The sequence below is a fragment of the Streptomyces sannanensis genome, assembly GCF_039536205.1.
GTDB classification, from domain to species: Bacteria; Actinomycetota; Actinomycetes; order Streptomycetales; family Streptomycetaceae; genus Streptomyces; species Streptomyces sannanensis.
Genome location: NZ_BAAAYL010000001.1, coordinates 1,162,843 through 1,186,312, shown reverse-complemented (window position 1 = coordinate 1,186,312; position 23,470 = coordinate 1,162,843). Strand labels below are relative to the sequence as shown.

General features: G+C 70.0%; 24 protein-coding genes. 23 read left to right on the top strand and 1 reads right to left on the bottom strand.

The window, feature by feature from the left end; translation table 11 throughout:
- Positions 1–40 precede the first annotated feature (40 nt).
- The 11 genes from mltG to nusB all read left to right on the top strand — a co-directional run bounded on the left by mltG (position 41) and on the right by nusB (position 9,320).
- Positions 41–1,642 carry an endolytic transglycosylase MltG gene (gene mltG, locus ABD858_RS05365; protein ID WP_345034929.1) on the top strand — a complete coding sequence of 534 codons (1,602 nt, stop codon included), beginning with the start codon at positions 41–43 and terminating at the stop codon, positions 1,640–1,642.
- Positions 1,620–2,462, top strand: coding sequence for a shikimate dehydrogenase (locus ABD858_RS05360; protein WP_345034927.1), 843 nt, complete (start codon positions 1,620–1,622; stop codon positions 2,460–2,462). The genes mltG and ABD858_RS05360 overlap by 23 nt, the downstream gene beginning before the upstream one ends.
- Before the next feature lie 43 nt (positions 2,463–2,505).
- Positions 2,506–2,790 (top strand): hypothetical protein, encoded by a 285-nt coding sequence (locus tag ABD858_RS05355; protein WP_345034925.1) that lies wholly within the window; start codon positions 2,506–2,508, stop codon positions 2,788–2,790.
- Positions 2,791–2,857: 67 nt separating this feature from the next.
- Complete coding sequence (gene aroC / locus ABD858_RS05350; protein WP_345034924.1) at positions 2,858–4,042, top strand: chorismate synthase; 1,185 nt, start codon at positions 2,858–2,860, stop codon at positions 4,040–4,042.
- Complete coding sequence (locus ABD858_RS05345) at positions 4,039–4,563, top strand: shikimate kinase (protein ID WP_345034923.1); 525 nt, start codon at positions 4,039–4,041, stop codon at positions 4,561–4,563. Before aroC ends, ABD858_RS05345 begins: the two co-directional genes overlap by 4 nt.
- On the top strand, positions 4,560–5,735 hold the full coding sequence (gene aroB / locus ABD858_RS05340) for a 3-dehydroquinate synthase (RefSeq protein WP_345034922.1): 1,176 nt from the start codon (positions 4,560–4,562) through the stop codon (positions 5,733–5,735). Before ABD858_RS05345 ends, aroB begins: the two co-directional genes overlap by 4 nt.
- Positions 5,732–6,172 (top strand): type II 3-dehydroquinate dehydratase, encoded by a 441-nt coding sequence (gene aroQ, locus ABD858_RS05335; RefSeq protein WP_345034921.1) that lies wholly within the window; start codon positions 5,732–5,734, stop codon positions 6,170–6,172. The genes aroB and aroQ overlap by 4 nt, the downstream gene beginning before the upstream one ends.
- 101 nt (positions 6,173–6,273) lie before the next feature.
- Entirely contained in the window at positions 6,274–6,984 is a 711-nt protein-coding gene (locus ABD858_RS05330) for a P-loop nucleotide/nucleoside kinase family protein (RefSeq protein WP_345034920.1), read from the top strand.
- Between the two features lie 170 nt (positions 6,985–7,154).
- Positions 7,155–8,261 carry a M24 family metallopeptidase gene (locus ABD858_RS05325; RefSeq protein ID WP_345034919.1) on the top strand — a complete coding sequence of 369 codons (1,107 nt, stop codon included), beginning with the start codon at positions 7,155–7,157 and terminating at the stop codon, positions 8,259–8,261.
- A 58-nt stretch (positions 8,262–8,319) separates the two neighbouring features.
- The gene (efp, locus tag ABD858_RS05320; RefSeq protein ID WP_345034918.1) at positions 8,320–8,886 is read left to right on the top strand and encodes an elongation factor P; all 567 of its coding nucleotides are present in this window, start codon (positions 8,320–8,322) and stop codon (positions 8,884–8,886) included.
- A 2-nt stretch (positions 8,887–8,888) separates the two neighbouring features.
- Complete coding sequence (gene nusB / locus ABD858_RS05315; protein WP_345034917.1) at positions 8,889–9,320, top strand: transcription antitermination factor NusB; 432 nt, start codon at positions 8,889–8,891, stop codon at positions 9,318–9,320.
- A gap of 291 nt (positions 9,321–9,611) precedes the next feature.
- On the opposite strand, the gene bldD is transcribed toward nusB, so the two are convergent.
- The gene (gene bldD, locus ABD858_RS05310) at positions 9,612–10,112 is read right to left on the bottom strand and encodes a transcriptional regulator BldD (protein ID WP_028431622.1); all 501 of its coding nucleotides are present in this window, start codon (positions 10,110–10,112) and stop codon (positions 9,612–9,614) included.
- A 220-nt stretch (positions 10,113–10,332) separates the two neighbouring features.
- On the opposite strand from bldD, the gene pyrR reads away from it, so the two are divergent.
- The 12 genes from pyrR to coaBC all read left to right on the top strand — a co-directional run bounded on the left by pyrR (position 10,333) and on the right by coaBC (position 23,349).
- Entirely contained in the window at positions 10,333–10,905 is a 573-nt protein-coding gene (gene pyrR / locus ABD858_RS05305) for a bifunctional pyr operon transcriptional regulator/uracil phosphoribosyltransferase PyrR (protein ID WP_345034915.1), read from the top strand.
- An 86-nt stretch (positions 10,906–10,991) separates the two neighbouring features.
- Complete coding sequence (locus ABD858_RS05300) at positions 10,992–11,981, top strand: aspartate carbamoyltransferase catalytic subunit (RefSeq protein ID WP_345034914.1); 990 nt, start codon at positions 10,992–10,994, stop codon at positions 11,979–11,981.
- A gap of 2 nt (positions 11,982–11,983) precedes the next feature.
- Complete coding sequence (locus ABD858_RS05295) at positions 11,984–13,270, top strand: dihydroorotase (RefSeq protein WP_345034913.1); 1,287 nt, start codon at positions 11,984–11,986, stop codon at positions 13,268–13,270.
- Positions 13,267–13,896 carry a PH-like domain-containing protein gene (locus tag ABD858_RS05290; protein WP_345034912.1) on the top strand — a complete coding sequence of 210 codons (630 nt, stop codon included), beginning with the start codon at positions 13,267–13,269 and terminating at the stop codon, positions 13,894–13,896. Before ABD858_RS05295 ends, ABD858_RS05290 begins: the two co-directional genes overlap by 4 nt.
- Positions 13,893–15,035 carry a glutamine-hydrolyzing carbamoyl-phosphate synthase small subunit gene (carA, locus tag ABD858_RS05285; RefSeq protein WP_345034911.1) on the top strand — a complete coding sequence of 381 codons (1,143 nt, stop codon included), beginning with the start codon at positions 13,893–13,895 and terminating at the stop codon, positions 15,033–15,035. Before ABD858_RS05290 ends, carA begins: the two co-directional genes overlap by 4 nt.
- Positions 15,028–18,339, top strand: a complete 3,312-nt coding sequence (carB, locus tag ABD858_RS05280; RefSeq protein ID WP_345034910.1) for a carbamoyl-phosphate synthase large subunit — start codon at positions 15,028–15,030, stop codon at positions 18,337–18,339. Before carA ends, carB begins: the two co-directional genes overlap by 8 nt.
- 235 nt (positions 18,340–18,574) lie before the next feature.
- On the top strand, positions 18,575–19,684 hold the full coding sequence (locus ABD858_RS05275; RefSeq protein ID WP_345034909.1) for a quinone-dependent dihydroorotate dehydrogenase: 1,110 nt from the start codon (positions 18,575–18,577) through the stop codon (positions 19,682–19,684).
- Positions 19,681–20,517, top strand: a complete 837-nt coding sequence (gene pyrF / locus ABD858_RS05270; protein WP_345034908.1) for an orotidine-5'-phosphate decarboxylase — start codon at positions 19,681–19,683, stop codon at positions 20,515–20,517. The genes ABD858_RS05275 and pyrF overlap by 4 nt, the downstream gene beginning before the upstream one ends.
- A 229-nt stretch (positions 20,518–20,746) precedes the next feature.
- Positions 20,747–21,070 (top strand): integration host factor, encoded by a 324-nt coding sequence (locus tag ABD858_RS05265; RefSeq protein ID WP_005319887.1) that lies wholly within the window; start codon positions 20,747–20,749, stop codon positions 21,068–21,070.
- Positions 21,071–21,130: 60 nt separating this feature from the next.
- Positions 21,131–21,724, top strand: a complete 594-nt coding sequence (gmk, locus tag ABD858_RS05260; RefSeq protein WP_345034907.1) for a guanylate kinase — start codon at positions 21,131–21,133, stop codon at positions 21,722–21,724.
- A 36-nt stretch (positions 21,725–21,760) separates the two neighbouring features.
- Positions 21,761–22,033: a DNA-directed RNA polymerase subunit omega gene (rpoZ, locus tag ABD858_RS05255; RefSeq protein WP_004948662.1), complete on the top strand. Its 273-nt coding sequence runs from the start codon at positions 21,761–21,763 to the stop codon at positions 22,031–22,033.
- A gap of 98 nt (positions 22,034–22,131) precedes the next feature.
- Positions 22,132–23,349, top strand: a complete 1,218-nt coding sequence (gene coaBC / locus ABD858_RS05250; RefSeq protein ID WP_345034905.1) for a bifunctional phosphopantothenoylcysteine decarboxylase/phosphopantothenate--cysteine ligase CoaBC — start codon at positions 22,132–22,134, stop codon at positions 23,347–23,349.
- The last annotated feature ends 121 nt before the right edge of the window (positions 23,350–23,470 follow it).

Below are 23,470 nucleotides of genomic sequence, written 5' to 3'. Positions count from 1 at the left end.
GAGGCGGACCGACCGGATGCCTCGCGGCTCTAGGGGACCGATGACTGAGTATGGCCGGGGCGCAGGCCCCGAACCGTGGCATCCCGAGGACCCTCTCTACGGTGACGCCGGGGGTTGGGCCGCGCAGCAGCAGCCTCCGTACGACGGCCAGCAGCAGCCCGGGTACGGCCAGCAGCAGTACGACCCGTACCAGTACCAGCAGGGCCAGCCGCTGCAGCAGCCCCAGCAGCCCCAGCCGCAGCAGCACCCCCAGCAGCAGCCGCAGGAGCAGTACTACTGGGACACGGGTCAGCAGGTCGTGGCGGCGTACGACCCGTACGCCCAGCAGCCCCCGGTCGGTTACGACGGTCAGACACCGGACTACTACGGCACCCCGGAGGCCTATCCTCCGCCGCAGCCACCCGGCCATCGCATGGTCCCCGAGCAGGCCCACCCGGTGGAGGAGGAGCCGGAGGAGCACCCGTTCTTCTCCGACGGGGCCGAATCCGACGACGACGGCCATGACGAGGAGCCGCGCGGCTCCCGCCGGGGCGGAGGCGGTGGCCGCTCGAAGAAAAAGAAGAAGAGCCGCAACGGCGTCGCCTGCCTCTTCGTCTCCGTGGTCCTCGTCGGCGGCGTCAGCGGTGTCGGCTACTACGGTTACCAGTTCTACCAGGCGCGTTTCGGTGCCGCCCCCGATTACGAGGGAGCCGGCAGCGGCAAGGTCCAGGTCGAGATCCCCCAGGACGCCGGCGGCTACGAAATCGGCGACATCCTCGTCAAGAACGGTGTGGTCAAGAGCCGGGGCGCGTTCGTCGCGGCGCAGGAACAGAACCCCAACGGCAAGTCCATTCAGCCCGGTGTCTACATCCTGAAAAAGGGCATGTCCGCGGCCAACGCGGTCAAGATGATGCTCGACCCCTCCAGCCTGAGCGTGCTCATCATTCCTGAGGGAATGCGCAACGCGCAGGTGTACGCCGCCATCGACAAGAAGCTGGGCCTGTCGGCCGGAACGACCAAGGCGGCAGCCAAGGCGTCCGCCAACGACCTGGGCCTGCCGGCCTGGGCGAAAGGCCACCCGAACGTCAAGGACCCGCTGGAGGGCTTCCTGTTCCCCGCGCGCTACCCGGTCGCACTGGGGATGAAGCCCGAGGCAGTGCTCAAGCAGATGGTGGCGCGTGCCAACGAGGAGTACGAGGCGTTCGGCCTGGAGGACAAGGCGAAGGCCATGGGCCTCGAAGGCCCCTGGCAGTTGCTCACGCTCGCCAGCCTGGTGCAGGTCGAGGGCAAGACGCACGACGACTTCCGGAAGATGTCCGAGGTCATCTACAACCGACTCAAGCCCACCAACACGGAGACCAACCAGAAGCTCCAGTTCGACTCCGCCCTCAATTACCTCCTGGGCCAGAGCGAGATCAAGATCTCCGAGAAGGAAGCCAACAGCAACCAGGACCCGTACAACACCTACACCCAGAGGGGGCTGACCCCCGGGCCCATCAGTAACCCGGGCAACGAGGCTCTGACGGCGGCCGTGAACCCCACGGACGACGGCTGGATGTACTTCGTGGCGACCGACGGCATGAGCAAGACCGAGTTCGCCAAGACGTACGCCGAGTTCCAGACGCTGAAGGACAAGTTCAATGATCACCAGGGCATCAACTGAGTCCCGCAGGGCCGCGGTACTCGGCTCGCCCATCGCTCACTCGCTCTCCCCGGTGCTGCACCGCGCCGCATACGAGGCACTCGGCCTCGCCCACTGGTCCTACGACCGCTACGAGGTGGACGAGGCCGGGCTCCCCGGGTTCTTCGCGGGGCTCGACGACTCCTGGGCGGGGCTGTCGCTGACCATGCCGCTCAAGCGGGCGGTCATCCCGCTGCTCGACGAGATCAGCGACACCGCCGCCTCCGTCGAGGCGGTCAACACGGTCGTCCTCACCGAGGACGGCCGCCGCGTCGGCGACAACACCGACATCCCCGGCATGATCGCCGCGTTGGCCGAGCGCGGCGTGGAGAAGGCGGAGTCCGCGTCGATCCTCGGCGCGGGCGCCACCGCGTCCTCCGCGCTGGCCGCGCTGGCACGTATATGTACGGGCCCGGTCACCGCCTATGTGCGCAGCGAGGCCCGCGCCGCCGAGATGCGCGGCTGGGGCGAGCGGCTCGGCGTCGACGTCCGGACCGCGGACTGGGCGGACGCGGCCCAGGCCTTCGGGGCCCCGTTGGTCATCGCCACCACCCCGGTCGGCACCACGGACGCACTCGCCGAGGCGGTCCCGGACCGCCCGGGCACGCTGTTCGACGTGTTGTACGACCCCTGGCCGACCGCACTCGCCGCGGCCTGGTCCGAGCGCGACGGCAAGGTCGTCGGCGGCCTGGATCTCCTGGTGCACCAGGCGGTACTCCAGGTCGAGCAGATGACCGGCCGCAGCCCGGCCCCGCTCGCGGCGATGAGGGCCGCGGGAGAGCGGGCGCTGGCCGACCGATAGGTCCCGGTACACTCCCAGCTGCAACGATGCAGGGGGGACCGCCGTGAGCGGAATGTCGGAGCAGGTGTTGGCCGGGAAGTTCGACTTCGCCTGGGACATCGGCATGGTTGTCTGGGGGCTTGTCCGGATCGCCTTCGGTCATGCGCCTGGCTGGGTCAAATTCACCGTTTTCGGGCTGGTGGGCGCCATGTTCGCCTGGACCGGTATCCGCTGGGTGCTGCGCCGCGGGGCGGCCTCGCGTCTGCCCGTGGTGGAGCCCGCGGATGAGACGCCCGTCCGACAGCTGGACTGTCGGCGAGGCAGGCCCCTGGACGTGGGAGGATCGTAAAGAGGCGGGCCAGGCCGCGCACCCGGTCGCGCCGTCGCAGTAGCAGGCGCGAGCATGAGGAGCACCGTTGAGCAGGTTGCGCTGGCTGACCGCCGGGGAGTCACACGGACCCGCACTCGTCGCGACGCTGGAGGGTCTTCCCGCCGGCGTGCCGATCACCACGGAGATGGTGGCGGACGAGCTCGCGCGGCGGCGGCTCGGCTATGGCCGCGGTGCCCGGATGAAGTTCGAGAAGGACGAAGTCACCTTCCTCGGCGGCGTGCGCCACGGGCTCACCCTCGGCTCCCCGGTCGCGATCATGGTCGGGAACAGCGAGTGGCCCAAGTGGGAGAAGGTCATGGCGGCCGACCCGGTCGACCCCGCCGAGCTCGCCGAACTGGCCCGTAACGCCCCGCTGACCCGCCCGCGCCCGGGCCACGCGGACCTCGCGGGCATGCAGAAGTACGGCTTCGACGAGGCCCGGCCGATCCTGGAGCGCGCCAGCGCCCGTGAGACCGCGGCCCGTGTCGCGCTGGGCACGGTGGCCCGTTCCTACCTCAAGGAGACGGCCGGGATCGAGATCGTCTCGCATGTCGTCGAGCTGGCGGCGGCCAAGGCTCCGTACGGCGTGTACCCGACGCCCGCCGATGTCGAGCAGCTGGACGCCGACCCGGTGCGCTGCCTGGACGCGGACGCGAGCAAGGCGATGGTCGCCGAGATCGACCAGGCCCACAAGGACGGCGACACACTCGGAGGGGTCGTCGAGGTGCTGGCCTACGGCGTGCCGGTGGGCCTCGGCTCGCATGTGCACTGGGACCGGCGTCTGGACGCCCGGCTGGCCGCCGCGCTCATGGGCATCCAGGCCATCAAGGGCGTCGAGGTCGGTGACGGCTTCGAGCTGGCCCGGGTGCCCGGCTCGCAGGCGCACGACGAGATCGTGCCGACCGAGGACGGCATCAAGCGGACCTCGGGCCGTTCCGGCGGCACCGAGGGCGGTCTGACCACCGGCGAGCTGCTGCGTGTACGGGCCGCGATGAAGCCGATCGCGACCGTGCCGCGGGCGCTGAAGACGGTCGACGTGGTGACGGGCGAGCCCGCCGCCGCGCACCACCAGCGTTCCGACGTGTGCGCGGTGCCGGCCGCCGGTATCGTCGCCGAGGCGATGGTCGCCCTCGTCCTCGCGGACGCGGTCGCGGAGAAGTTCGGCGGCGACAGCGTCGCCGAGACGCGCCGCAACGTCGAGTCCTACCTCGAGAATCTGGCCATCCGATGAGCGGTCCGGGCAGTCCCGTCGTTGTACTTGTCGGCCCCATGGGTGTCGGCAAGTCCACGGTCGGCTCGCTGCTCGCGGAGCGGCTCGGCACGACGTACCGGGACACCGACGCCGACATCGTGGCGGCCGAGGGCAAGGAGATCTCGGACATCTTCGTCAACGACGGTGAGCCGCACTTCCGCGAGCTGGAGCGGCAGGCGGTACGGACCGCGGTCGCCGAGCACCGGGGCGTACTGGCGCTGGGCGGCGGCGCGATCCTCGACGCGGGGACCCGCGAGCTGCTGTCCGGGCTGCCCGTCGTCTATCTCTCGATGGACGTCGAGGAGGCGGTCAAGCGCACCGGCCTGAACGTCGCCCGCCCGCTGCTCGCCGTCAACCCGCGCAAGCAGTGGCGCGAGCTGATGGAGGCCCGCCGCCACCTGTACACCGAAGTCGCCCGGATCGTCGTCGCCACCGATGGACGTACCCCCGAAGAGGTCGCCGAGGCGGTCCTCGACTCACTGGAGCTGAAGGAAGCATGACTGACCAGGCAGTGACCCGTATCCAGATCGGCGGCTGGGGGCACCTCCCAGCGGTAGCTGGGGGAGCGGGCACCGACCCGTACGAGGTGCTGGTCGGCCGGCAGCTGCTGGGGGAGCTGGGCGGGCTGATCGGCCCCAAGTCCCGCCCGTCTCCCACCGCCACCCTCAACGGAGGCGCTTCGCGCCGCAGTGATGTTCAGCGTGTGGCGGTCATCCATCCCGAGGCGCTCGCCGGGACCGGTGACGCGATCCGCGACGACCTGGCCGGCCAGGGCTTCGAGGCCATCGCCATCCAGGTGCCGAACGCCGAGGAGGCCAAGACCGCCGAGGTCGCCGCCTACTGCTGGAAGGCGCTCGGTCAGTCCGGCTTCACCCGGACCGACGTGATCGTCGGCGTCGGCGGCGGTGCCACCACCGACCTGGCCGGTTTCGTGGCCGCGACCTGGCTGCGCGGGGTGCGCTGGATCGCCGTCCCCACCACCGTGCTCGCCATGGTCGACGCGGCGGTCGGCGGCAAGACCGGCATCAACACCGCCGAGGGCAAGAACCTCGTCGGCGCCTTCCACCCGCCCGCCGGGGTGCTCTGCGATCTGGCCGCGCTGGAGTCGCTGCCGGTCCACGACTACGTCAGCGGCCTGGCCGAGATCATCAAGGCGGGCTTCATCGCCGACCCGGTGATCCTCGACCTGATCGAGGCCGACCCGGCGGCCGCCCGCACCCCCGCGGGTCCGCACACCGCCGAGCTGATCGAGCGGTCCATCCGGGTCAAGGCCGAGGTCGTCTCCTCCGACCTCAAGGAGTCGGGCCGCCGCGAGATCCTCAACTACGGCCACACCCTGGCCCACGCGATCGAGAAGAACGAGCGCTACAAGTGGCGGCACGGCGCGGCCGTCTCCGTCGGCATGGTCTTCGCCGCCGAACTCGGCCGCCTGGCGGGTCGGTTGGACGACGCGACCGCGGACCGGCACCGCACCGTCCTCGAGTCCGTCGGACTGCCGCTGACCTACCGCGGCGACCAGTGGCCGAGGCTGCTGGAGACCATGAAGGTCGACAAGAAGTCCCGCGGCGATCTGCTGCGCTTCATCGTCCTGGACGGCCTCGCCAAGCCGACCGTCCTGGAGGGCCCGGACCCCGCGGTCCTGCTCGCGGCGTACGGGGAGGTCTCGGCGTGACGCAACGGGTGTTCGTCCTCAACGGCCCCAACCTCGGCCGGCTCGGCTCCCGTGAGCCCGATGTGTACGGCTCCACGTCGTACACCGGTCTGGTCACCGCCTGTCGGACGCTCGGCAAGGAGCTCGGCTTCGATGTCGAGGTCCGCGAGACCAACGACGAGGGCGAGATGGTCCGTTGGCTGCACGAGGCGGCGGACGGTTCGGTCCCGGTCGTTCTCAACCCCGGGGCGTTCACGCACTATTCGTACGCGATGCGGGACGCGGCCGCTCAGCGCACCGCCCCACTGATCGAGGTGCACATCTCGAACCCGTACGCCCGCGAGGAGTTCCGCCACACCTCGGTCGTGGCCGCGGTCTCGAGCGGCACGATCGCCGGCTTCGGTATCGGCTCGTACCGTCTCGCGCTGCGCGCCCTGGCCGAAGAACTCACCGGCTGACGCGGCACTTTGGACCGTCCCCCGCCGTTCACACCCTGACGGCTGGGGGCGGTACCGTTTCGACCAGCGCCAGTTGCCTGTAGGAGACGGAGTGCCATCGGATGCAGCATGCAGGGGGTTTTCCGCTGCCGCCGACGTACGGCCCGCCCGGATGGGCGCCGCCCTCGTCGCCGCGCGATGCGACCGGGCACATCCAGTTGCCACCCGGGGGCCCCGTACCGGTCCCGGCGGCGACGCCGCTCGGGGGGACCGGCATCACCACGCTGGCCGTCCTGCTGATCGGGCCCGCGGGTGCGGGCAAGACCACGGTCGCCCGGTACTGGGCGCAGCACCGCCGTGTCCCCACGGCGCACATCAGCCTCGATGACGTTCGCGAGTGGGTGTGCGCGGGCTTCGCGGATCCCCAGGCCGGGTGGAACGACCACTCCGAGGCGCAGTACCGGCTCGCCCGCCGCACCTGCGGCTTCGCCGCGCGGAACTTCCTGGCGAACGGGATCTCGTGCATCCTCGACGACGCGGTCTTCCCGGACCGCCCGGTCGTCGGGCTCGGCGGCTGGAAGCGCCACGTCGGCCCCGGCCTGCTCCCCGTCGTCCTCCTCCCGGGCCTGGACATCGTCCTGGAACGCAATGCCGAGCGCAGTGGGAACCGCCGACTGTCCGACGAGGAGGTCGCCGGCATCCACGGCAGGATGGCCGGCTGGTACGGCTCCGGACTGCCGATCATCGACAACTCCCAGATGGACGTGCCCACCACGGCTCACGTTCTCGACGAGGTGCTGGCCCGAGCGGTCACCAGCCCCCCGAGCTGGTAGCGGGGGCTACGCCTGTGCCCCCGGCGGTGTCCTCAAGCTCCCCCGGCGACCTCTCCCAGCGGTAGCCGGACACACCGGCCGACCCGGACGGGGCAGGGCACCCCGGGACCGCCCTCCCGGTCGGGTGCGCTCGCACAGCGGGATGCGCCATACGCTCGTAGGCTCGTTGCATGTCAGAGGTGTATGCGGCCCGTCGCGGTCGGCTGCGTGACCGGTACGCCGCCGCGGGCACCGCGGCTGCCCTGGTGACCCGGCCCGCCAATGTCCGCTATCTCACGGGCGCCGTCCCGCCCGGAGCTGCGCTCCTGCTCGGGCCCCAGGAGGACGTCCTTCTGTGTTCCCACGCGCCGACCGGCGAGCCCGCCGAGGGGCGCCTCGACGAGGACCTGCGTGTCACCGTGCTGCCCACTCCCGGCGGCGACCCCGCGGTCGCGGCCGCCGACCTGGCGGCCACGGCCGGTGTCGGCTCGCTCTCGGTGGAGGAGCACCATCTGACCGTCGCCCGGCATCGGGCCATGGGCTCCGTCGCACCCCAGGTGCAGCTCTCCGATCTGGCCGGCGCGGTCGAACAGCAGCGCATCGTCAAAGACGAGGACGAGATCGCCTGCCTGCGCATCGCGGCGGAGATCGCCGACCAGGCCCTTGGTGAACTGCTCGAATCGATCCTGGTGGGGCGTACGGAACGCCATCTCGCGCTGGAGCTGGAGCGCAGGCTGGTGGACCACGGCGCGGACGGCCCCGCTTTCCCGACCTCGGTCGGCACCGGGCCAAACTCCGGCAAGTCCGGGCACCGGCCCTCCGACCGGCGGGTCGAGGAGGGCGACTTCCTCTCCGTCTGTCTCGGCGCGAACTACCGCGGCTACTGCTGCGAGGTCGGACGTACCTTCGTCATCGGCACGACCCCGGCGGACTGGCAGATCGAGTTGTACGATCTTGTCTTCGCCGCCCAGCGGGCCGGCCGGCAGGCGCTGGCCCCCGGCGCCGAGTACCGGGACGTGGACCGGGCGGCCCGCCATGTCCTTGCCTCGGCGGGGCACGGGGAGGGTCTCTCACCGTCGACCGGGCACGGCGTCGGGCTGGAAATCGACGAGGACCCGCAGTTGGCACCGGAGTCCATGGGTAAACTGGATGTTTGTGTGCCGGTCACCGTCGAACCGGGAGTCCACCTCCCGGGACGGGGCGGAGTCCGGATCGATGACACGCTCGTCGTACGCCCCGAGGCGGACGGCGGACCCGAGCTACTCACCATCACGACCAAGGAGCTGCTCGCGCTCTAGCTCCGCTGTGGCGCGCACCCTCGGTCCCACCAGCTTCAGTCCAGGAGATTCCGCAACCGTGGCCACCACGAACGACCTCAAGAACGGCATGGTGCTCAAGCTCGACAACGACCAGCTCTGGTCCGTCGTCGAGTTCCAGCACGTGAAGCCCGGCAAGGGCCCGGCCTTTGTGCGCACCAAGCTCAAGAACGTGCTCTCGGGCAAGATCGTCGACAAGACGTTCAACGCCGGCGTCAAGGTCGAGACGGCCACCGTCGACCGCCGTGACATGCAGTTCTCGTACATGGACGGCGAGTACTTCGTCTTCATGGACATGCAGACCTATGACCAGCTGCACGTCGACCGCAAGTCCGTCGGCGTCGCCGCCAACTTCCTGATCGAGGGCTTCGAGGCCACCGTCGCCACCCACGAGGGCTCGGTGCTCTACGTCGAGCTCCCGGCCGCCGTCGAGCTGACCATCCAGCACACCGAGCCGGGTGTCCAGGGCGACCGCTCCACCGGTGGCTCCAAGCCCGCCACGCTGGAGACCGGCTACGAGATCCAGGTCCCGCTCTTCATCACCACGGGTGAGAAGATCAAGGTCGACACCCGTTCGGGTGACTACCTCGGCCGGGTGAGCAGCTAACCGTGGCTGCCCGCAACACGGCCCGTAAGCGGGCCTTCCAGATCCTGTTCGAGGCCGACCAGCGCGGAGCCTCCGTGCAGACGGTCCTCGCGGACTGGATCCGTCACTCCCGCAGTGACACCCGTCAGCCGCCGGTCAGCGAGTACACGATGCAGCTGGTCGAGGGCTACGCCGAGCATGCGGCCCGCATCGACGAACTGATCTCCACCTACGCGGTGGGCTGGACGCTCGACCGTATGCCGGTCGTCGACCGCAACATCCTGCGGCTCGGCGCGTACGAGCTGGTATGGGTCGACGAGACCCCGGACGCTGTGGTGATCGACGAGGCGGTGCAGCTCGCGAAGGAGTTCTCCACCGACGAGTCGCCGTCCTTCGTGAACGGCCTGCTGGCCCGTTTCAAGGACCTCAAGCCGAGTCTCCGCCGGGAGGCATAGCCCCTTTCGCCGGCAGACGCCACGAAGGGCCCGCGGCGCCACATGCTGCGGGCCCTTCGCATGGCCAGGCGGGCCTTGTGGCCCTGCCCCGGAACCCCGCTCCTCGATCGTCGGAGGGGCTTGGGGTCGCCGTCCCGGACGGGCTCGATTCGAGCCCGTCCGGCGATTGAGGACACCGCCTGAAGGGCGGTACGGGGCTTGCCCCGGTAGCGGGTGCAAAGAAATTCGCCGGGGTCTCCGGGAACACAGTGTTCCCGGAGACCCCGGCGGCACGTTTCTGCTGAGGTGACGTCAGGCGTCTTCGTGGGCGACCGCGCGGCGCGCGTCCGCGTCCAGGACGCCCCAGCTGATCAGCTGCTCGGTGAGAACCGAGGGCGACTGGTCGTAGATGACCGCGAGCGTGCGCAGGTCGTCCTGGCGGATGGACAGGACCTTGCCGTTGTAGTCGCCGCGCTGCGACTGGATCGTCGCGGCGTAACGCTGCAGCGGGCCGGCCTTCTCCGCCGGGACGTGGGCGAGGCGTTCCAGGTCGAGGACGAGCTTCGGCGGCGGCTCGGCGGCGCCACCCGGCGTGGTGCCCGGCAGCAGCTCCTGCACCGGGACGCCGTAGAAGTCCGCCAGCTCGGCGAGGCGCTGCACGGTCACGGCGCGGTCGCCGCGCTCGTACGAGCCGACCACGACGGCCTTCCAGCGGCCCTGGGACTTCTCCTCCACGCCGTGGAGGGAGAGACCCTGCTGGGTGCGGATGGCGCGGAGTTTGGCCCCGAGCTGTTTTGCGTATTCGCTGGACATAAGGCTCCCCGGACGCTGTATCGACGTGCGGCTCCGCCGCGCGGCTGGTAACTCACTGTGAGGTTACGCAGCGTGATTTGGATGCGTCAAGCCGAATGGTCCACACCCTCCCTCACTGGGGGGATGCAACCGGACTCGTGTGCCCCTGCTAACGTGGTTGGCGCAAATCCGACGTCCTTTAAGGTCCGTCCCGTGAGGCGGAGAAGGAGGTCCGTTTCGTATGGACGCAAAGACTGCCGATGCACGGCCGGTTCTCGAGGCCCCCGACATCGCGCGGGTGCTGACCCGCATCTCCCATGAGATCGTCGAGCGCGCCAAGGGCGCCGAGGACGTGGTGCTCCTGGGCATTCCGACCCGCGGAGTCTTCCTGGCCCGCCGGATCGCCGCCAAGCTCGAAGAGATCACCGGCCGCAAGATCCCGGTCGGCTCCCTCGACATCACCATGTACCGCGACGACCTGCGGCTGAAGCCCGCCCGCGCGCTGGGCCGCACCGAGATCCCGGGCGACGGCATCGACGGCCGCCTGGTGGTCCTCGTCGACGACGTGCTCTTCTCCGGCCGCACCATCCGCGCCGCACTCGACGCGCTCGGCGACATCGGCCGCCCGCGCGCCGTACAGCTCGCGGTCCTCGTCGACCGAGGCCACCGCGAACTCCCGATCCGCGCCGATTACGTCGGCAAGAACCTCCCCACGTCGCTGCGGGAGACGGTCAAGGTCCAGCTCGCCGAGGAGGACGGTCGCGACACCGTGCTGCTCGGTGTCAAGCCGACCGCCCCGGCCGGCGAGCAGTAGCGGCCCCGTACGACCTCGACCGTCGTACGGGCGCTCCTGCGTGCCCGCATGCCTGCACACCTCCACGAACCATGGAGTTCACCCAGATGAAGCGTCACCTCATCTCGGCCGCCGACCTCACCCGTGACGACGCCGTCCTCATCCTCGACACCGCCGAGGAGATGGCCCGGGTGGCCGACCGGCCGATCAAGAAGCTGCCCACCCTGCGCGGCCGTACGATCTGCAACCTCTTCTTCGAGGACTCGACCAGGACCCGGATCTCCTTCGAGGCCGCGGAGAAGCGTCTGTCCGCCGATGTCATCAACTTCGCAGCCAAGGGCTCCTCGGTCTCCAAGGGCGAGTCGCTCAAGGACACCGCCCAGACGCTGGAGGCGATGGGCGTCGACGCCGTCGTCATCCGGCACGGAGCCTCCGGCGCCCCCTATCGGCTCGCCACCTCCGGGTGGATCGACGCGCCCGTGATCAACGCGGGCGACGGGACCCACGAGCACCCCACCCAGGCCCTGCTGGACGCCTTCACCATGCGCCGCCGCCTGGTCGGCCATGACGCCGGGATCGGCAAAGGCCTCGACGGGCTCCGGATCACGATCGTCGGTGACGTCCTGCACAGCCGGGTCGCCCGCTCCAACGTCCACCTGCTGCACACCCTGGGCGCCCAGGTGACCCTGGTGGCCCCGCCCACGCTGATCCCGGTCGGCGCCGAGCCCTGGCCGTGCGAGGTCTCGTACGACCTCGACGAGGTGCTGCCGAAGTCCGACGCGGTGATGATGCTGCGTGTGCAGCGCGAGCGGATGAACGCCGCCTTCTTCCCGACCGAGCGCGAGTACTCGCGCCGGTACGGCCTGGACGCCGAGCGCATGGCGAAGATGCCTGAGCACGCCATCGTGATGCACCCCGGCCCGATGGTCCGCGGCATGGAGATCACCGCCGAGGTCGCCGACTCCGACCGCTGCACCGTCGTGGAGCAGGTCGCCAACGGAGTCTCCGCCCGTATGGCCGTCCTCTACCTGCTGCTCGGTGGCTCCGAGCCCGCCGTCACCACCACCAGCACGCCCCGCACCGAGGAGAGCAAGTAACCATGAGCAAGATCCTGATCCGTGGCGCCAAGGTGCTGGGCGGCGAGCCGCAGGACGTCCTGATCGACGGCGAGACCATCGACCGGGTCGGCACGGGCATCGAAGCGGGCGACGCCACCGTCGTCGAGGCCGAGGGCCAGATCCTGCTGCCGGGCCTGGTCGACCTGCACACCCATCTGCGCGAGCCGGGCCGTGAGGACTCCGAGACCGTCCTTACCGGCACTCGCGCCGCCGCCTCCGGCGGCTACACCGCCGTCTTCGCGATGGCCAACACCTTCCCGGTCGCGGACACCGCCGGTGTCGTCGAGCAGGTCTGGCGTCTGGGCAAGGAGCACGGTTACTGCGACGTCCAGCCCATCGGTGCCGTCACCGTCGGTCTGGAAGGCAAGCAGCTCGCGGAGCTCGGCGCGATGCACGACTCGGCCGCGAACGTGAAGGTCTTCTCCGACGACGGCAAGTGCGTCGACGACGCCCAGATCATGCGTCGCGCGCTGGAGTACGTGAAGGCCTTCGGCGGAGTCGTCGCGCAGCACGCCCAGGAGCCGCGGCTGACCGAGGGCGCCCAGATGAACGAGGGCGTCGTCTCCGCCGAGCTGGGCCTGGGCGGCTGGCCGGCCGTCGCCGAAGAGTCGATCATCGCCCGTGACGTTCTGCTCGCCGAGCACGTCGGCTCCCGCGTCCACATCTGCCACCTCTCCACCGCCGGCTCCGTCGAGATCGTCCGCTGGGCCAAGTCCCGCGGCATCGACGTCACCGCCGAGGTCACCCCGCACCACCTGCTCCTCACCGACGAGCTGGTGCGTACGTACAACCCGGTCTACAAGGTCAACCCGCCGCTGCGCACCGAGCGTGACGTCATGGCCCTGCGTGAGGCCCTGGCCGACGGCACGATCGACATCGTCGCCACCGACCACGCCCCGCACCCGCACGAGGACAAGGACTGCGAGTGGGCCGCGGCCGCCATGGGCATGGTGGGCCTGGAGACCGCGCTGTCCGTCGTCCAGCACACGATGGTCGACACCGGACTGCTCGACTGGGCCGGCGTCGCCGACCGGATGTCGTTCCGCCCGGCGCACATCGGCCGCCTCGACGGCCACGGCCGGCCCGTCTCGGCTGGTGAGCCCGCCAACCTCACGCTGCTCGATCCGGCATACCGTGGTGTCGTGAACCCCGCGGACTTCGCCTCCCGCAGCCGCAACACCCCGTACGAGGGCCTCGAGCTGCCGGGTCGCGTCACCCACACCTTCCTGCGGGGTCGGGCAACGGTCTTGGACGGGACGCTGGCGTGACATCTGCTGTATTCATCACACTCGCTGCCGAGCGGAAATCGGCCGAGCTGACCAACTGGGGACCCCGTATCGCCTGGGTGATCGGGCTGGTGGTGCTCGTCGTCTTCATCTACTGGCTGATGCGCCAGGGATGGAAGTTCCGCGGCAGCCTCCAGTCGGACATCCCCGCCCTGCCCACCCGCCCGTCTCCCCCCACCCTCAACGGAGGCGGCAAGCCGCCGCAGCCCGGAATGCCGGAGGCCCTCTCCGCGCCGAAACTCGCCCTGACCGGCCGCTACCACGGCTCGACCACCGCCGGACAGTGGCTTGACCGGATCGTCGCCCACGGACTGGGCACCCGCAGCCGGGTCGAGCTGACGCTCACCGACGAGGGCCTGGACGTCGTACGCCCCGGGGCGGCCGACTTCTTCGTCCCGACCGCCGCCCTGCGCGGCGCCCGGCTCGACAAGGGCATCGCGGGCAAGGTCCTCACCGAGGGCGGTCTGCTCGTCGTCACCTGGGCGCACGGCGACACGCTGATCGACTCCGGTTTCCGCTCCGACCACGCGGCGGAGCACGCCGCCTGGGTCGAGGCGATCAACTCCATGAACCAGAACACCACCACGACGGAAGGCGCCGAACGATGACGACCTCCACCAGGGGAGCCGCCAGGACTCCCGCCGTACTCGTCCTGGAGGACGGCCGCATCTTCCGCGGCCGCGCCTACGGGGCCGTGGGGGAGACCTTCGGCGAGGCCGTGTTCTCCACCGGCATGACCGGCTACCAGGAGACCCTCACCGACCCGTCGTACCACCGCCAGGTCGTCGTGATGACCGCCCCGCACGTCGGCAACACCGGCGTCAACGACGAGGACCCCGAGTCCTCCCGTATCTGGGTGTCCGGTTATGTCGTCCGCGACCCCGCACGCGTCCCCTCCAACTGGCGCGCCAAGCGCTCGCTGGACGAGGAGTTGCGGCACCAGGGCGTCGTCGGCATCCAGGGCATCGACACCCGCGCCCTCACCCGCCACCTGCGCGAGTGCGGCGCCATGCGCGTCGGCATCTTCTCCGGCAACGCACTGCCGGACGAGGGCACCATGCTCGCCGAGGTGCGCCAGCAGCCCGAGATGAAGGGCGCCGACCTCTCCGCCGAGGTCGCCACCAAGGAGACGTACGTCGTCCCCGCGATCGGTGAGAAGAAGTTCACCGTCGCCGCCGTCGACCTGGGCATCAAGGGCATGACCCCGCACCGGATGGCCGAGCGCGGCATCGAGGTGCACGTGCTCCCCGCCACCGCCACCGTCGAGGACATCTACGCGGTCGACCCCGACGGCGTGTTCTTCTCGAACGGCCCCGGCGACCCGGCCACCGCCGACCACCCGGTCTCGGTCATGAAGGGCGTGCTGGAGCGCAGGACGCCGCTGTTCGGCATCTGCTTCGGCAACCAGATCCTGGGCCGCGCGCTCGGCTTCGGCACGTACAAGCTGAAGTACGGCCATCGCGGCATCAACCAGCCGGTGCAGGACCGTACGACCGGCAAGGTCGAGGTCACCGCGCACAACCACGGCTTCGCCGTCGACGCCCCGCTCGACAAGGTCTCCGAGACCCCCTACGGCCGCGCCGAGGTCTCCCACGTCTGCCTGAACGACAACGTGGTGGAGGGCCTCCAACTGCTCGACCAGCCGGCCTTCAGCGTCCAGTACCACCCCGAGGCGGCCGCGGGCCCGCACGACGCCGCGTACCTGTTCGACCGCTTCGTTTCCCTGATGGAGGGCCAGCGTGCCTAAGCGCACCGATATCCAGTCCGTCCTGGTCATCGGCTCCGGCCCGATCGTCATCGGCCAGGCCGCCGAGTTCGACTACTCCGGCACCCAGGCGTGCCGTGTCCTCAAGTCCGAGGGCCTGCGCGTCATCCTGGTGAACTCCAACCCGGCGACGATCATGACCGACCCGGAGATCGCCGACGCCACCTACGTCGAGCCGATCACCCCCGAGTTCGTCGAGAAGATCATCGCCAAGGAGCGCCCCGACGCGCTGCTGCCCACCCTCGGCGGCCAGACCGCGCTGAACACCGCGATCTCCATGCACGAGCAGGGTGTGCTGGAGAAGTACGGCGTCGAGCTCATCGGCGCCAACGTCGAGGCGATCCACAAGGGCGAGGACCGCGACCTCTTCAAGGGTGTCGTCGAGGCCGTCAACGCCAAGATCGGCCACGGCGAGTCCGCCCGCTCGGTCATCTGTCACTCCATGGACGACGTCCTCAAGGGCGTCGAGACCCTCGGCGGCTACCCCGTCGTCGTCCGCCCCTCCTTCACCATGGGCGGCGCCGGCTCCGGCTTCGCGCACGACGAGGACGAGCTGCGCCGTATCGCCGGCCAGGGCCTCACGCTCTCCCCGACCACCGAGGTGCTCCTGGAGGAGTCCATCCTCGGCTGGAAGGAGTACGAGCTGGAGCTGATGCGCGACAAGCACGACAACGTCGTGGTCGTCTGCTCCATCGAGAACTTCGACCCGATGGGCGTGCACACCGGTGACTCGATCACCGTCGCCCCGGCGATGACCCTCACCGACCGCGAGTACCAGCGGCTGCGCGACATCGGCATCGCGATCATCCGCGAGGTCGGCGTCGACACCGGCGGCTGCAACATCCAGTTCGCCGTGAACCCTGTCGACGGCCGGATCATCGTCATCGAGATGAACCCGCGTGTCTCCCGTTCCTCGGCGCTCGCCTCCAAGGCCACCGGCTTCCCGATCGCCAAGATCGCCGCCAAGCTGGCCGTCGGCTACACGCTGGACGAGATCCCCAACGACATCACCGAGCAGACCCCGGCCTCCTTCGAGCCGACGCTCGACTACGTCGTGGTCAAGGCCCCCCGCTTCGCCTTCGAGAAGTTCCCGTCCGCCGATTCCACCCTCACCACCACCATGAAGTCGGTGGGCGAGGCCATGGCCATCGGCCGCAACTTCACCGAGGCGCTGCAGAAGGCGCTGCGCTCGCTGGAGAAGAAGGGCTCGCAGTTCACCTTCGTCGGCGAGCCGGGTGACAAATCGGAGCTGCTCGCGGCCGCCGTCCGCCCGACCGACGGCCGGATCAACACGGTCATGCAGGCCATCCGGGCCGGCGCCACCCCTGAGGAGGTCTTCGACGCCACGAAGATCGACCCGTGGTTCGTGGACCAGCTCTTTCTTATCAAGGAGATCGCCGACGAGCTCGCCGCCGCCGAGGAGCTCGACCCCGAGCTGCTCGCCGAGGCCAAGCGGCACGGCTTCTCCGACGTCCAGATCGCCGGGATCCGGGGCCTGCGCGAGGACATCGTCCGCGAGGTCCGGCACGCCCTCGGCGTCCGCCCGGTCTACAAGACGGTCGACACCTGCGCCGCCGAGTTCGCCGCGAAGACCCCGTACTTCTACTCCTCGTACGACGAGGAGAGCGAGGTCGCGCAGCGCCAGAAGCCCGCGGTGATCATCCTCGGCTCCGGCCCGAACCGCATCGGCCAGGGCATCGAGTTCGACTACTCCTGCGTGCACGCGTCCTTCGCGCTGTCCGACGCCGGGTACGAGACCGTGATGGTCAACTGCAACCCGGAGACCGTCTCCACCGACTACGACACCTCCGACCGGCTGTACTTCGAGCCGCTCACCCTGGAGGACGTGCTCGAGATCGTCCACGCCGAGTCCCTCGCGGGCCCGATCGCGGGCGTCATCGTGCAGCTCGGCGGCCAGACCCCGCTGGGTCTCGCCCAGGCGCTCAAGGACAATGGTGTGCCGGTCGTCGGCACTTCCCCCGAGGCGATCCACGCCGCCGAGGACCGCGGCGCGTTCGGCCGCGTCCTGAAGGAGGCCGGTCTGCCGGCCCCCAAGCACGGCACCGCCACCACCTTCGCCGAGGCCAAGGCCATCGCCGACGAGATCGGCTACCCGGTCCTCGTCCGTCCGTCGTACGTGCTCGGCGGCCGCGGCATGGAGATCGTGTACGAAGAGGCCCGCCTCGAGTCGTACATCGCCGAGTCCACCGAGATCAGCCCCACCCGGCCGGTCCTGGTCGACCGCTTCCTCGACGACGCGATCGAGATCGACGTCGACGCGCTCTACGACGGCACCGAGCTCTATCTCGGCGGCGTCATGGAGCACATCGAGGAGGCCGGTATCCACTCCGGCGACTCCGCCTGCGCCCTGCCCCCGATCACCCTCGGCGGCTTCGACATCAAGCGGCTGCGCGCCTCCACCGAGGCCATCGCCAAGGGTGTCGGCGTGCGCGGTCTGATCAACATCCAGTTCGCGATGGCCGGCGACATTCTGTACGTCCTGGAGGCCAACCCGCGCGCCTCCCGTACCGTCCCCTTCACCTCGAAGGCGACCGCCGTACCGCTGGCCAAGGCCGCCGCCCGCATCTCGCTGGGCGCGACCGTCGCCGAGCTGCGCGCCGAGGGCCTGCTGCCCAAGCAGGGCGACGGCGGCACCCTGCCGCTGGACGCGCCGATCTCCGTCAAGGAGGCCGTGATGCCGTGGAGCCGCTTCCGCGACACCTCCGGCCGCGGTGTGGACACCGTCCTCGGCCCGGAGATGCGCTCCACCGGCGAGGTCATGGGCATCGACTCGGTCTTCGGCACGGCGTACGCCAAGTCGCAGGCCGGGGCGTACGGCGCGCTGCCGACCAAGGGCCGTGCCTTCATCTCGGTCGCCAACCGTGACAAGCGCTCGATGATCTTCCCGGCGCGTGAGCTCGTCGCCCACGGCTTCGAGCTGCTGGCCACCTCCGGCACCGCCGAGGTCCTCAAGCGCAACGGCATCCACGCCACGGTCGTGCGCAAGCAGTCCGAGGGCGAGGGCCCCGACGGCGAGAAGACCATCGTCCAGCTCATCCACGACGGCCAGGTCGACCTCATCGTCAACACCCCGTACGGCACCGGCGGTCGCCTCGACGGCTACGACATCCGTACGGCGGCCGTGGCGCGCGGCGTCCCGTGCCTCACGACGGTCCAGGCGCTCGCCGCCGCCGTCCAGGGCATCGACGCCCTCGGCCGCGGAGACGTGGGCGTCCGCTCACTCCAGGAGCACGCGGAACACCTGACCGCGGCTCGCGAGGACTAGTGCTGTGGCCGGAAAGGTTCACCGGCTCGCGACGTCCGGCACGGCACCTCGCGGCGTTGTCGCATCGCGCGAGTACGGCCGAGTACGAGCTGCGATGCTCCGCCTTGCGATGCACCGCACCGGACGCCGCGAGCTTCCCGGCAAACCTTTCCGGCCACAGCACTAGCAGCCCAGGAGGGGGACACCGAAAGCGGTGTCCCCCTCTTCGTGAGGCACTTCCACGAGGAACACAGGGATGTACAAACTCTTCTTCAACCTCTTCTTCAAGCGGATGGACGCCGAGGAAGCCCACTACCTGGCCTTCCGCTGGATCCGGCTCGCCGTCCGCATCCCGGTGCTGCGTACGTTCGTCGCGGCCGTCCTCGCGCCCCGCTACAAGGAGCTGCGCACGGAGGCCCTGGGCCTGCGCATGCACGGCCCCTTCGGCCTCGCCGCCGGCTTCGACAAGAACGCAGTCGCGATCGACGGCATGGCGATGCTCGGCTTCGACCACATCGAGATCGGCACCGTCACCGCCCAGCCGCAGCCGGGCAACCCCAGGAAGCGGCTCTTCCGGCTCGTACCGGACCGTGCGCTGATCAATCGCATGGGCTTCAACAACGAGGGCTCGGCCGCCGTCGCCGCGCGCCTGGCGGCCCGCAATCCGGTCTTCAGGACGACCGTCGGCGTCAACATCGGCAAGACGAAGATCGTCCCGGAGGCGGAAGCCGTCGCCGACTACGTCACGTCGACCGAGCGGCTCGCCCGCCACGCCGACTACCTCGTCGTCAACGTCTCCTCCCCGAACACCCCCGGCCTGCGCAACCTCCAGGCCACCGAGGCCCTGCGGCCGCTGCTCAGCGCCGTCCGCGAGGCCGCCGACCGCACGGTCACCGGCCGGCGTGTCCCGCTGCTCGTCAAGATCGCGCCCGATCTCGCGGACGAGGACGTCGACGCCGTCGCCGATCTCGCCCTCGAGCTCGGCCTGGACGGCATCATCGCCACCAACACCACGATCGCGCGGGACGGCCTCGGGCTGAAGTCCGACCCGGCCGTCGTCAAGGAGACCGGCGGCCTGTCCGGCGCCCCGCTGAAGGAGCGCTCGCTGGAGGTCCTGCGCCGCCTGTACGCGCGCGTGGGCGACCGGATCACCCTCGTCGGTGTCGGCGGCATCGAGAACGCCGAGGACGCCTGGCAGCGCATCCTGGCCGGCGCCACGCTCGTCCAGGGCTACAGCGCCTTCATCTACGAGGGCCCGTTCTACGCCCGCGCGATCCACAAGGGCCTCGCCGCCCGCCTCGAGGCCAGCCCGTACGCCACCATCGCCGAAGCGGTCGGCGCCGAGACCCGGAAGGTTTCCCAGTGACCATCGAGCCCTTCGGCGCGCGTCTGCGCCGTGCCATGGACACCCGCGGTCCGCTGTGCGTCGGCATCGACCCGCATGCCTCGCTGCTCACCGACTGGGGCCTGAACGACGACATCGACGGCCTGGAGCGCTTCACGCGTACGACCGTCGAGGCCCTGGCCGACCGGGTCGCCGTCCTCAAGCCGCAGTCCGCGTTCTTCGAGCGCTTCGGCTCGCGCGGCATCGCCGTGCTGGAGAAGGCGGTCGAGGAGGCGCGGGCGGCCGGCGCGCTCGTCCTGATGGACGCCAAGCGGGGCGACATCGGCTCGACCATGGGCGCGTACGCCGCCGCCTTCCTCGACCCGCGCAGCCCGCTCTTCTCGGACGCCGTGACCGTCAGCCCCTACCTGGGCTTCGGCTCGCTGCGCCCGGCGCTGGACGCAGCCGTGGTGAACGGCTGCGGTGTCTTCGTTCTCGCCCTCACCTCCAACCCGGAGGGTGCCGAGGTGCAGCGGTCGACGGCCGCGAACGGCAAGTCCCTGGCGCAGTTGATGCTCGACCACATGCGCGCCGAGAACGAGGGCGCCGAACCGCTCGGCTCGGTCGGCGCGGTCGTCGGCGCGACCCTCGGTGACGCGGGTGTGGACCTGGACATCAACGGGCCACTGCTCGCCCCCGGCATCGGCGCGCAGGGCGCGACCCCGGCCGACCTGCCCGGAGTGTTCGGTACGGCCGTGCGCAACGTGGTCCCGAGCGTCAGCCGTGGCGTGCTGCGGCACGGTCCGGATGTGAAGGGATTGCGCGAGTCCGCCGCCCGTTTCGCGGACGAGGTGAGGGCAGCCGTCACCGGTTGACGCCTCACTGTCCCAAAAACAGGGGGAATTTGTCTGAAAAGTCCTGGTCGGCTGAGGCTGACCAGGACTTTTCCGCTGTTCTCGCTGACTGGAGCGGTCTTGCCCGCTAGTCTCCGACGAGAGCAGACGTGCAGCAGCATCGTTCGTTGTCCGTTGCTCGCCTGGTGTGGGGCGACTAGGTTCCTCACCGGTCCGTATCCGACAGTTCGACATCCGAGGTGACGTAGGCGTGGCTCTTCCGCCCCTTACCCCTGAACAGCGCGCAGCCGCGCTCGAAAAGGCCGCCGCGGCTCGCCGGGAGCGGGCCGAGGTCAAGAATCGACTCAAGCACTCCGGCGCCTCCCTCCACGAGGTCATCAAGCAGGGCCAGGAGAACGACGTCATCGGCAAGATGAAGGTCTCCGCCCTGCTCGAGTCCCTGCCGGGCGTGGGCAAGGTCCGCGCCAAGCAGATCATGGAGCGGCTCGGCATCTCCGAGAGCCGCCGCGTGCGTGGCCTCGGCTCGAACCAGATCGCCTCCCTGGAGCGCGAGTTCGGCGGCGGCGCCGCCTGATGGTTCCAGGCTTCCGGGGAGTGTTCCCGGGCACTCCCGGGAAGCTGGAATAATCGCCTCATGGCTGCAACACCCCGGGGGACGACCCCCGTACCCCCGGTCGTACGACCGCGGCTGACCGTGCTCTCCGGCCCCTCCGGGGTGGGCAAGAGCACGGTCGTCGCCCATATGCGCAAGGTTCACCCCGAGGTATGGCTCTCGGTGTCGGCCACGACCCGCAAGCCGCGCCCCGGCGAGCAGGACGGCGTCCATTACTTCTTCGTGGACGACGAGGAGTTCGAAAAGCTCATCGCCAATGGTGAGCTGCTGGAGTGGGCCGAATTCGCCGGCAACCGCTACGGCACCCCGCGCCGTGCGGTGGCCGAACGCCTCGAGGCCGGCGAGCCGGTGCTGCTGGAGATCGACCTCCAGGGCGCCCGGCAGGTCAAGGAGTCGATGCCGGACGCGCAGCTGGTCTTTCTCGCGCCGCCGAGCTGGGACGAGCTGGTCCGCCGGCTCACCGGACGGGGCACCGAGCCGCCCGAGGTCATCGAGCGCCGGCTGGAGACCGCCAAGGTGGAGCTGGCCGCCGAATCGGAGTTCGATGTCACTCTTGTCAACACCTCCGTCGAAGACGTGGCGCGCGAGCTGCTAACGTTGATGCAAGTTGTCTGATCTTTGAACTCTGTCCACTTTCTCGGAAGGTAGAGCGTGTCCTCTTCCATCACCGCGCCCGAGGGCATCATCAACCCGCCGATCGACGAGCTGCTCGAGGCCACGGACTCGAAGTACAGCCTCGTGATCTACGCGGCCAAGCGTGCGCGTCAGATCAACGCCTACTACTCCCAGCTCGGCGAGGGCCTGCTGGAGTACGTGGGTCCGCTGGTGGACACGCACGTCCACGAGAAGCCGCTGTCGATCGCGCTGCGCGAGATCAACGCGGGTCTGCTGACCTCCGAGGCCATCGAGGCCCCGGCGCAGTAAGTACCAGAAGCACATTCACCACAGGCCCGGCAGCGACACTGCCGGGCCTGTGGTGTGTCATAGACGCTGTAACGCATCTTCATGAGCCGGGAGACGTGGTGGACAAGCCGAAGGTCGTTCTTGGGGTCAGTGGTGGCATTGCCGCCTACAAGGCGTGCGAGCTGCTGCGGCGGCTGACCGAGTCCGGCCATGCCGTACGGGTCGTACCGACCGCATCGGCGCTCCAGTTCGTCGGAGCGCCCACCTGGTCCGCGCTGTCCGGGAACCCGGTCTCCACCCAGGTGTGGGACGACGTCCACGAGGTCCCGCACGTACGGATCGGCCAGGGCGCCGATCTGGTGGTCGTCGCGCCCGCCACCGCCGACCTGCTCGCCAAGGCCGCCCACGGCCTCGCCGACGACCTGCTGACGAACACGCTGCTCACCGCGCGCTGTCCGGTGGTGTTCGCGCCGGCCATGCACACCGAGATGTGGGAGCACCCCGCCACCCGGCAGAACGTCGCGACCCTGCGCGAACGTGGCGCCGTGGTCCTCGAGCCCGCCGTCGGCCGGCTCACGGGTGTCGACACCGGCAAGGGCCGGCTGCCCGAGCCGGAGGAGATCTTCGAGGTCTGCCGCCACGTCCTGAAGAGGCGCAGCCTGGCGCGCGGCGCCGCGACCGGGGACCTCGCGGGCCGCCATGTCGTCGTCAGCGCCGGCGGTACGCGCGAGCCGCTCGACCCCGTGCGCTACCTGGGCAACCGCTCCTCCGGCAAGCAGGGGTACGCCCTGGCCCGTACCGCCGTGGCGCGCGGCGCGCGGGTGACGCTCATCGAGGCCAACACCGGCATGCCCGACCCGGCGGGCGCGGACGTCGTCCATGTGGGCACCGCCGTGCAGCTGCGCGAGGCCGTGCTGAAGGCGGCCGCGGAGGCCGATGCGGTGGTGATGGCGGCCGCCGTGGCCGACTTCCGGCCGGCCGCGTACGCCACCGGGAAGATCAAGAAGAAGGAGGGCCAGGAGCCCGAGCCGATCGCCCTGGTCCGCAACCCCGACATCCTCGCCGAGATCTCCGCCGAGCGGGCCCGGCCGGACCAGGTGATCGTCGGCTTCGCCGCGGAGACCGACGACGTGCTCGCCAACGGCCGCGACAAACTCCGCCGCAAGGGCTGCGACCTGCTGGTCGTCAACGAGGTGGGGGAGCGCAAGACCTTCGGGGCCGAGGAGAACGAGGCCGTGGTGCTGGCCGCCGACGGCGGCGAGACCCCGGTTCCGTACGGGCCGAAGGAAGCCCTCGCCGACACGGTCTGGGACCTTGTCGCCCCCCGGCTCGGATGAATGTCACACTCGTTTTCCGCCAGATCGTCCAGAACAGCGTCCAGAACACCGTGCCGCAGGTCACAGGGCTCTCAATGAGCAAGACGTGGCCGGCGCGCACGGAGTGACCCGTAAACTGGTC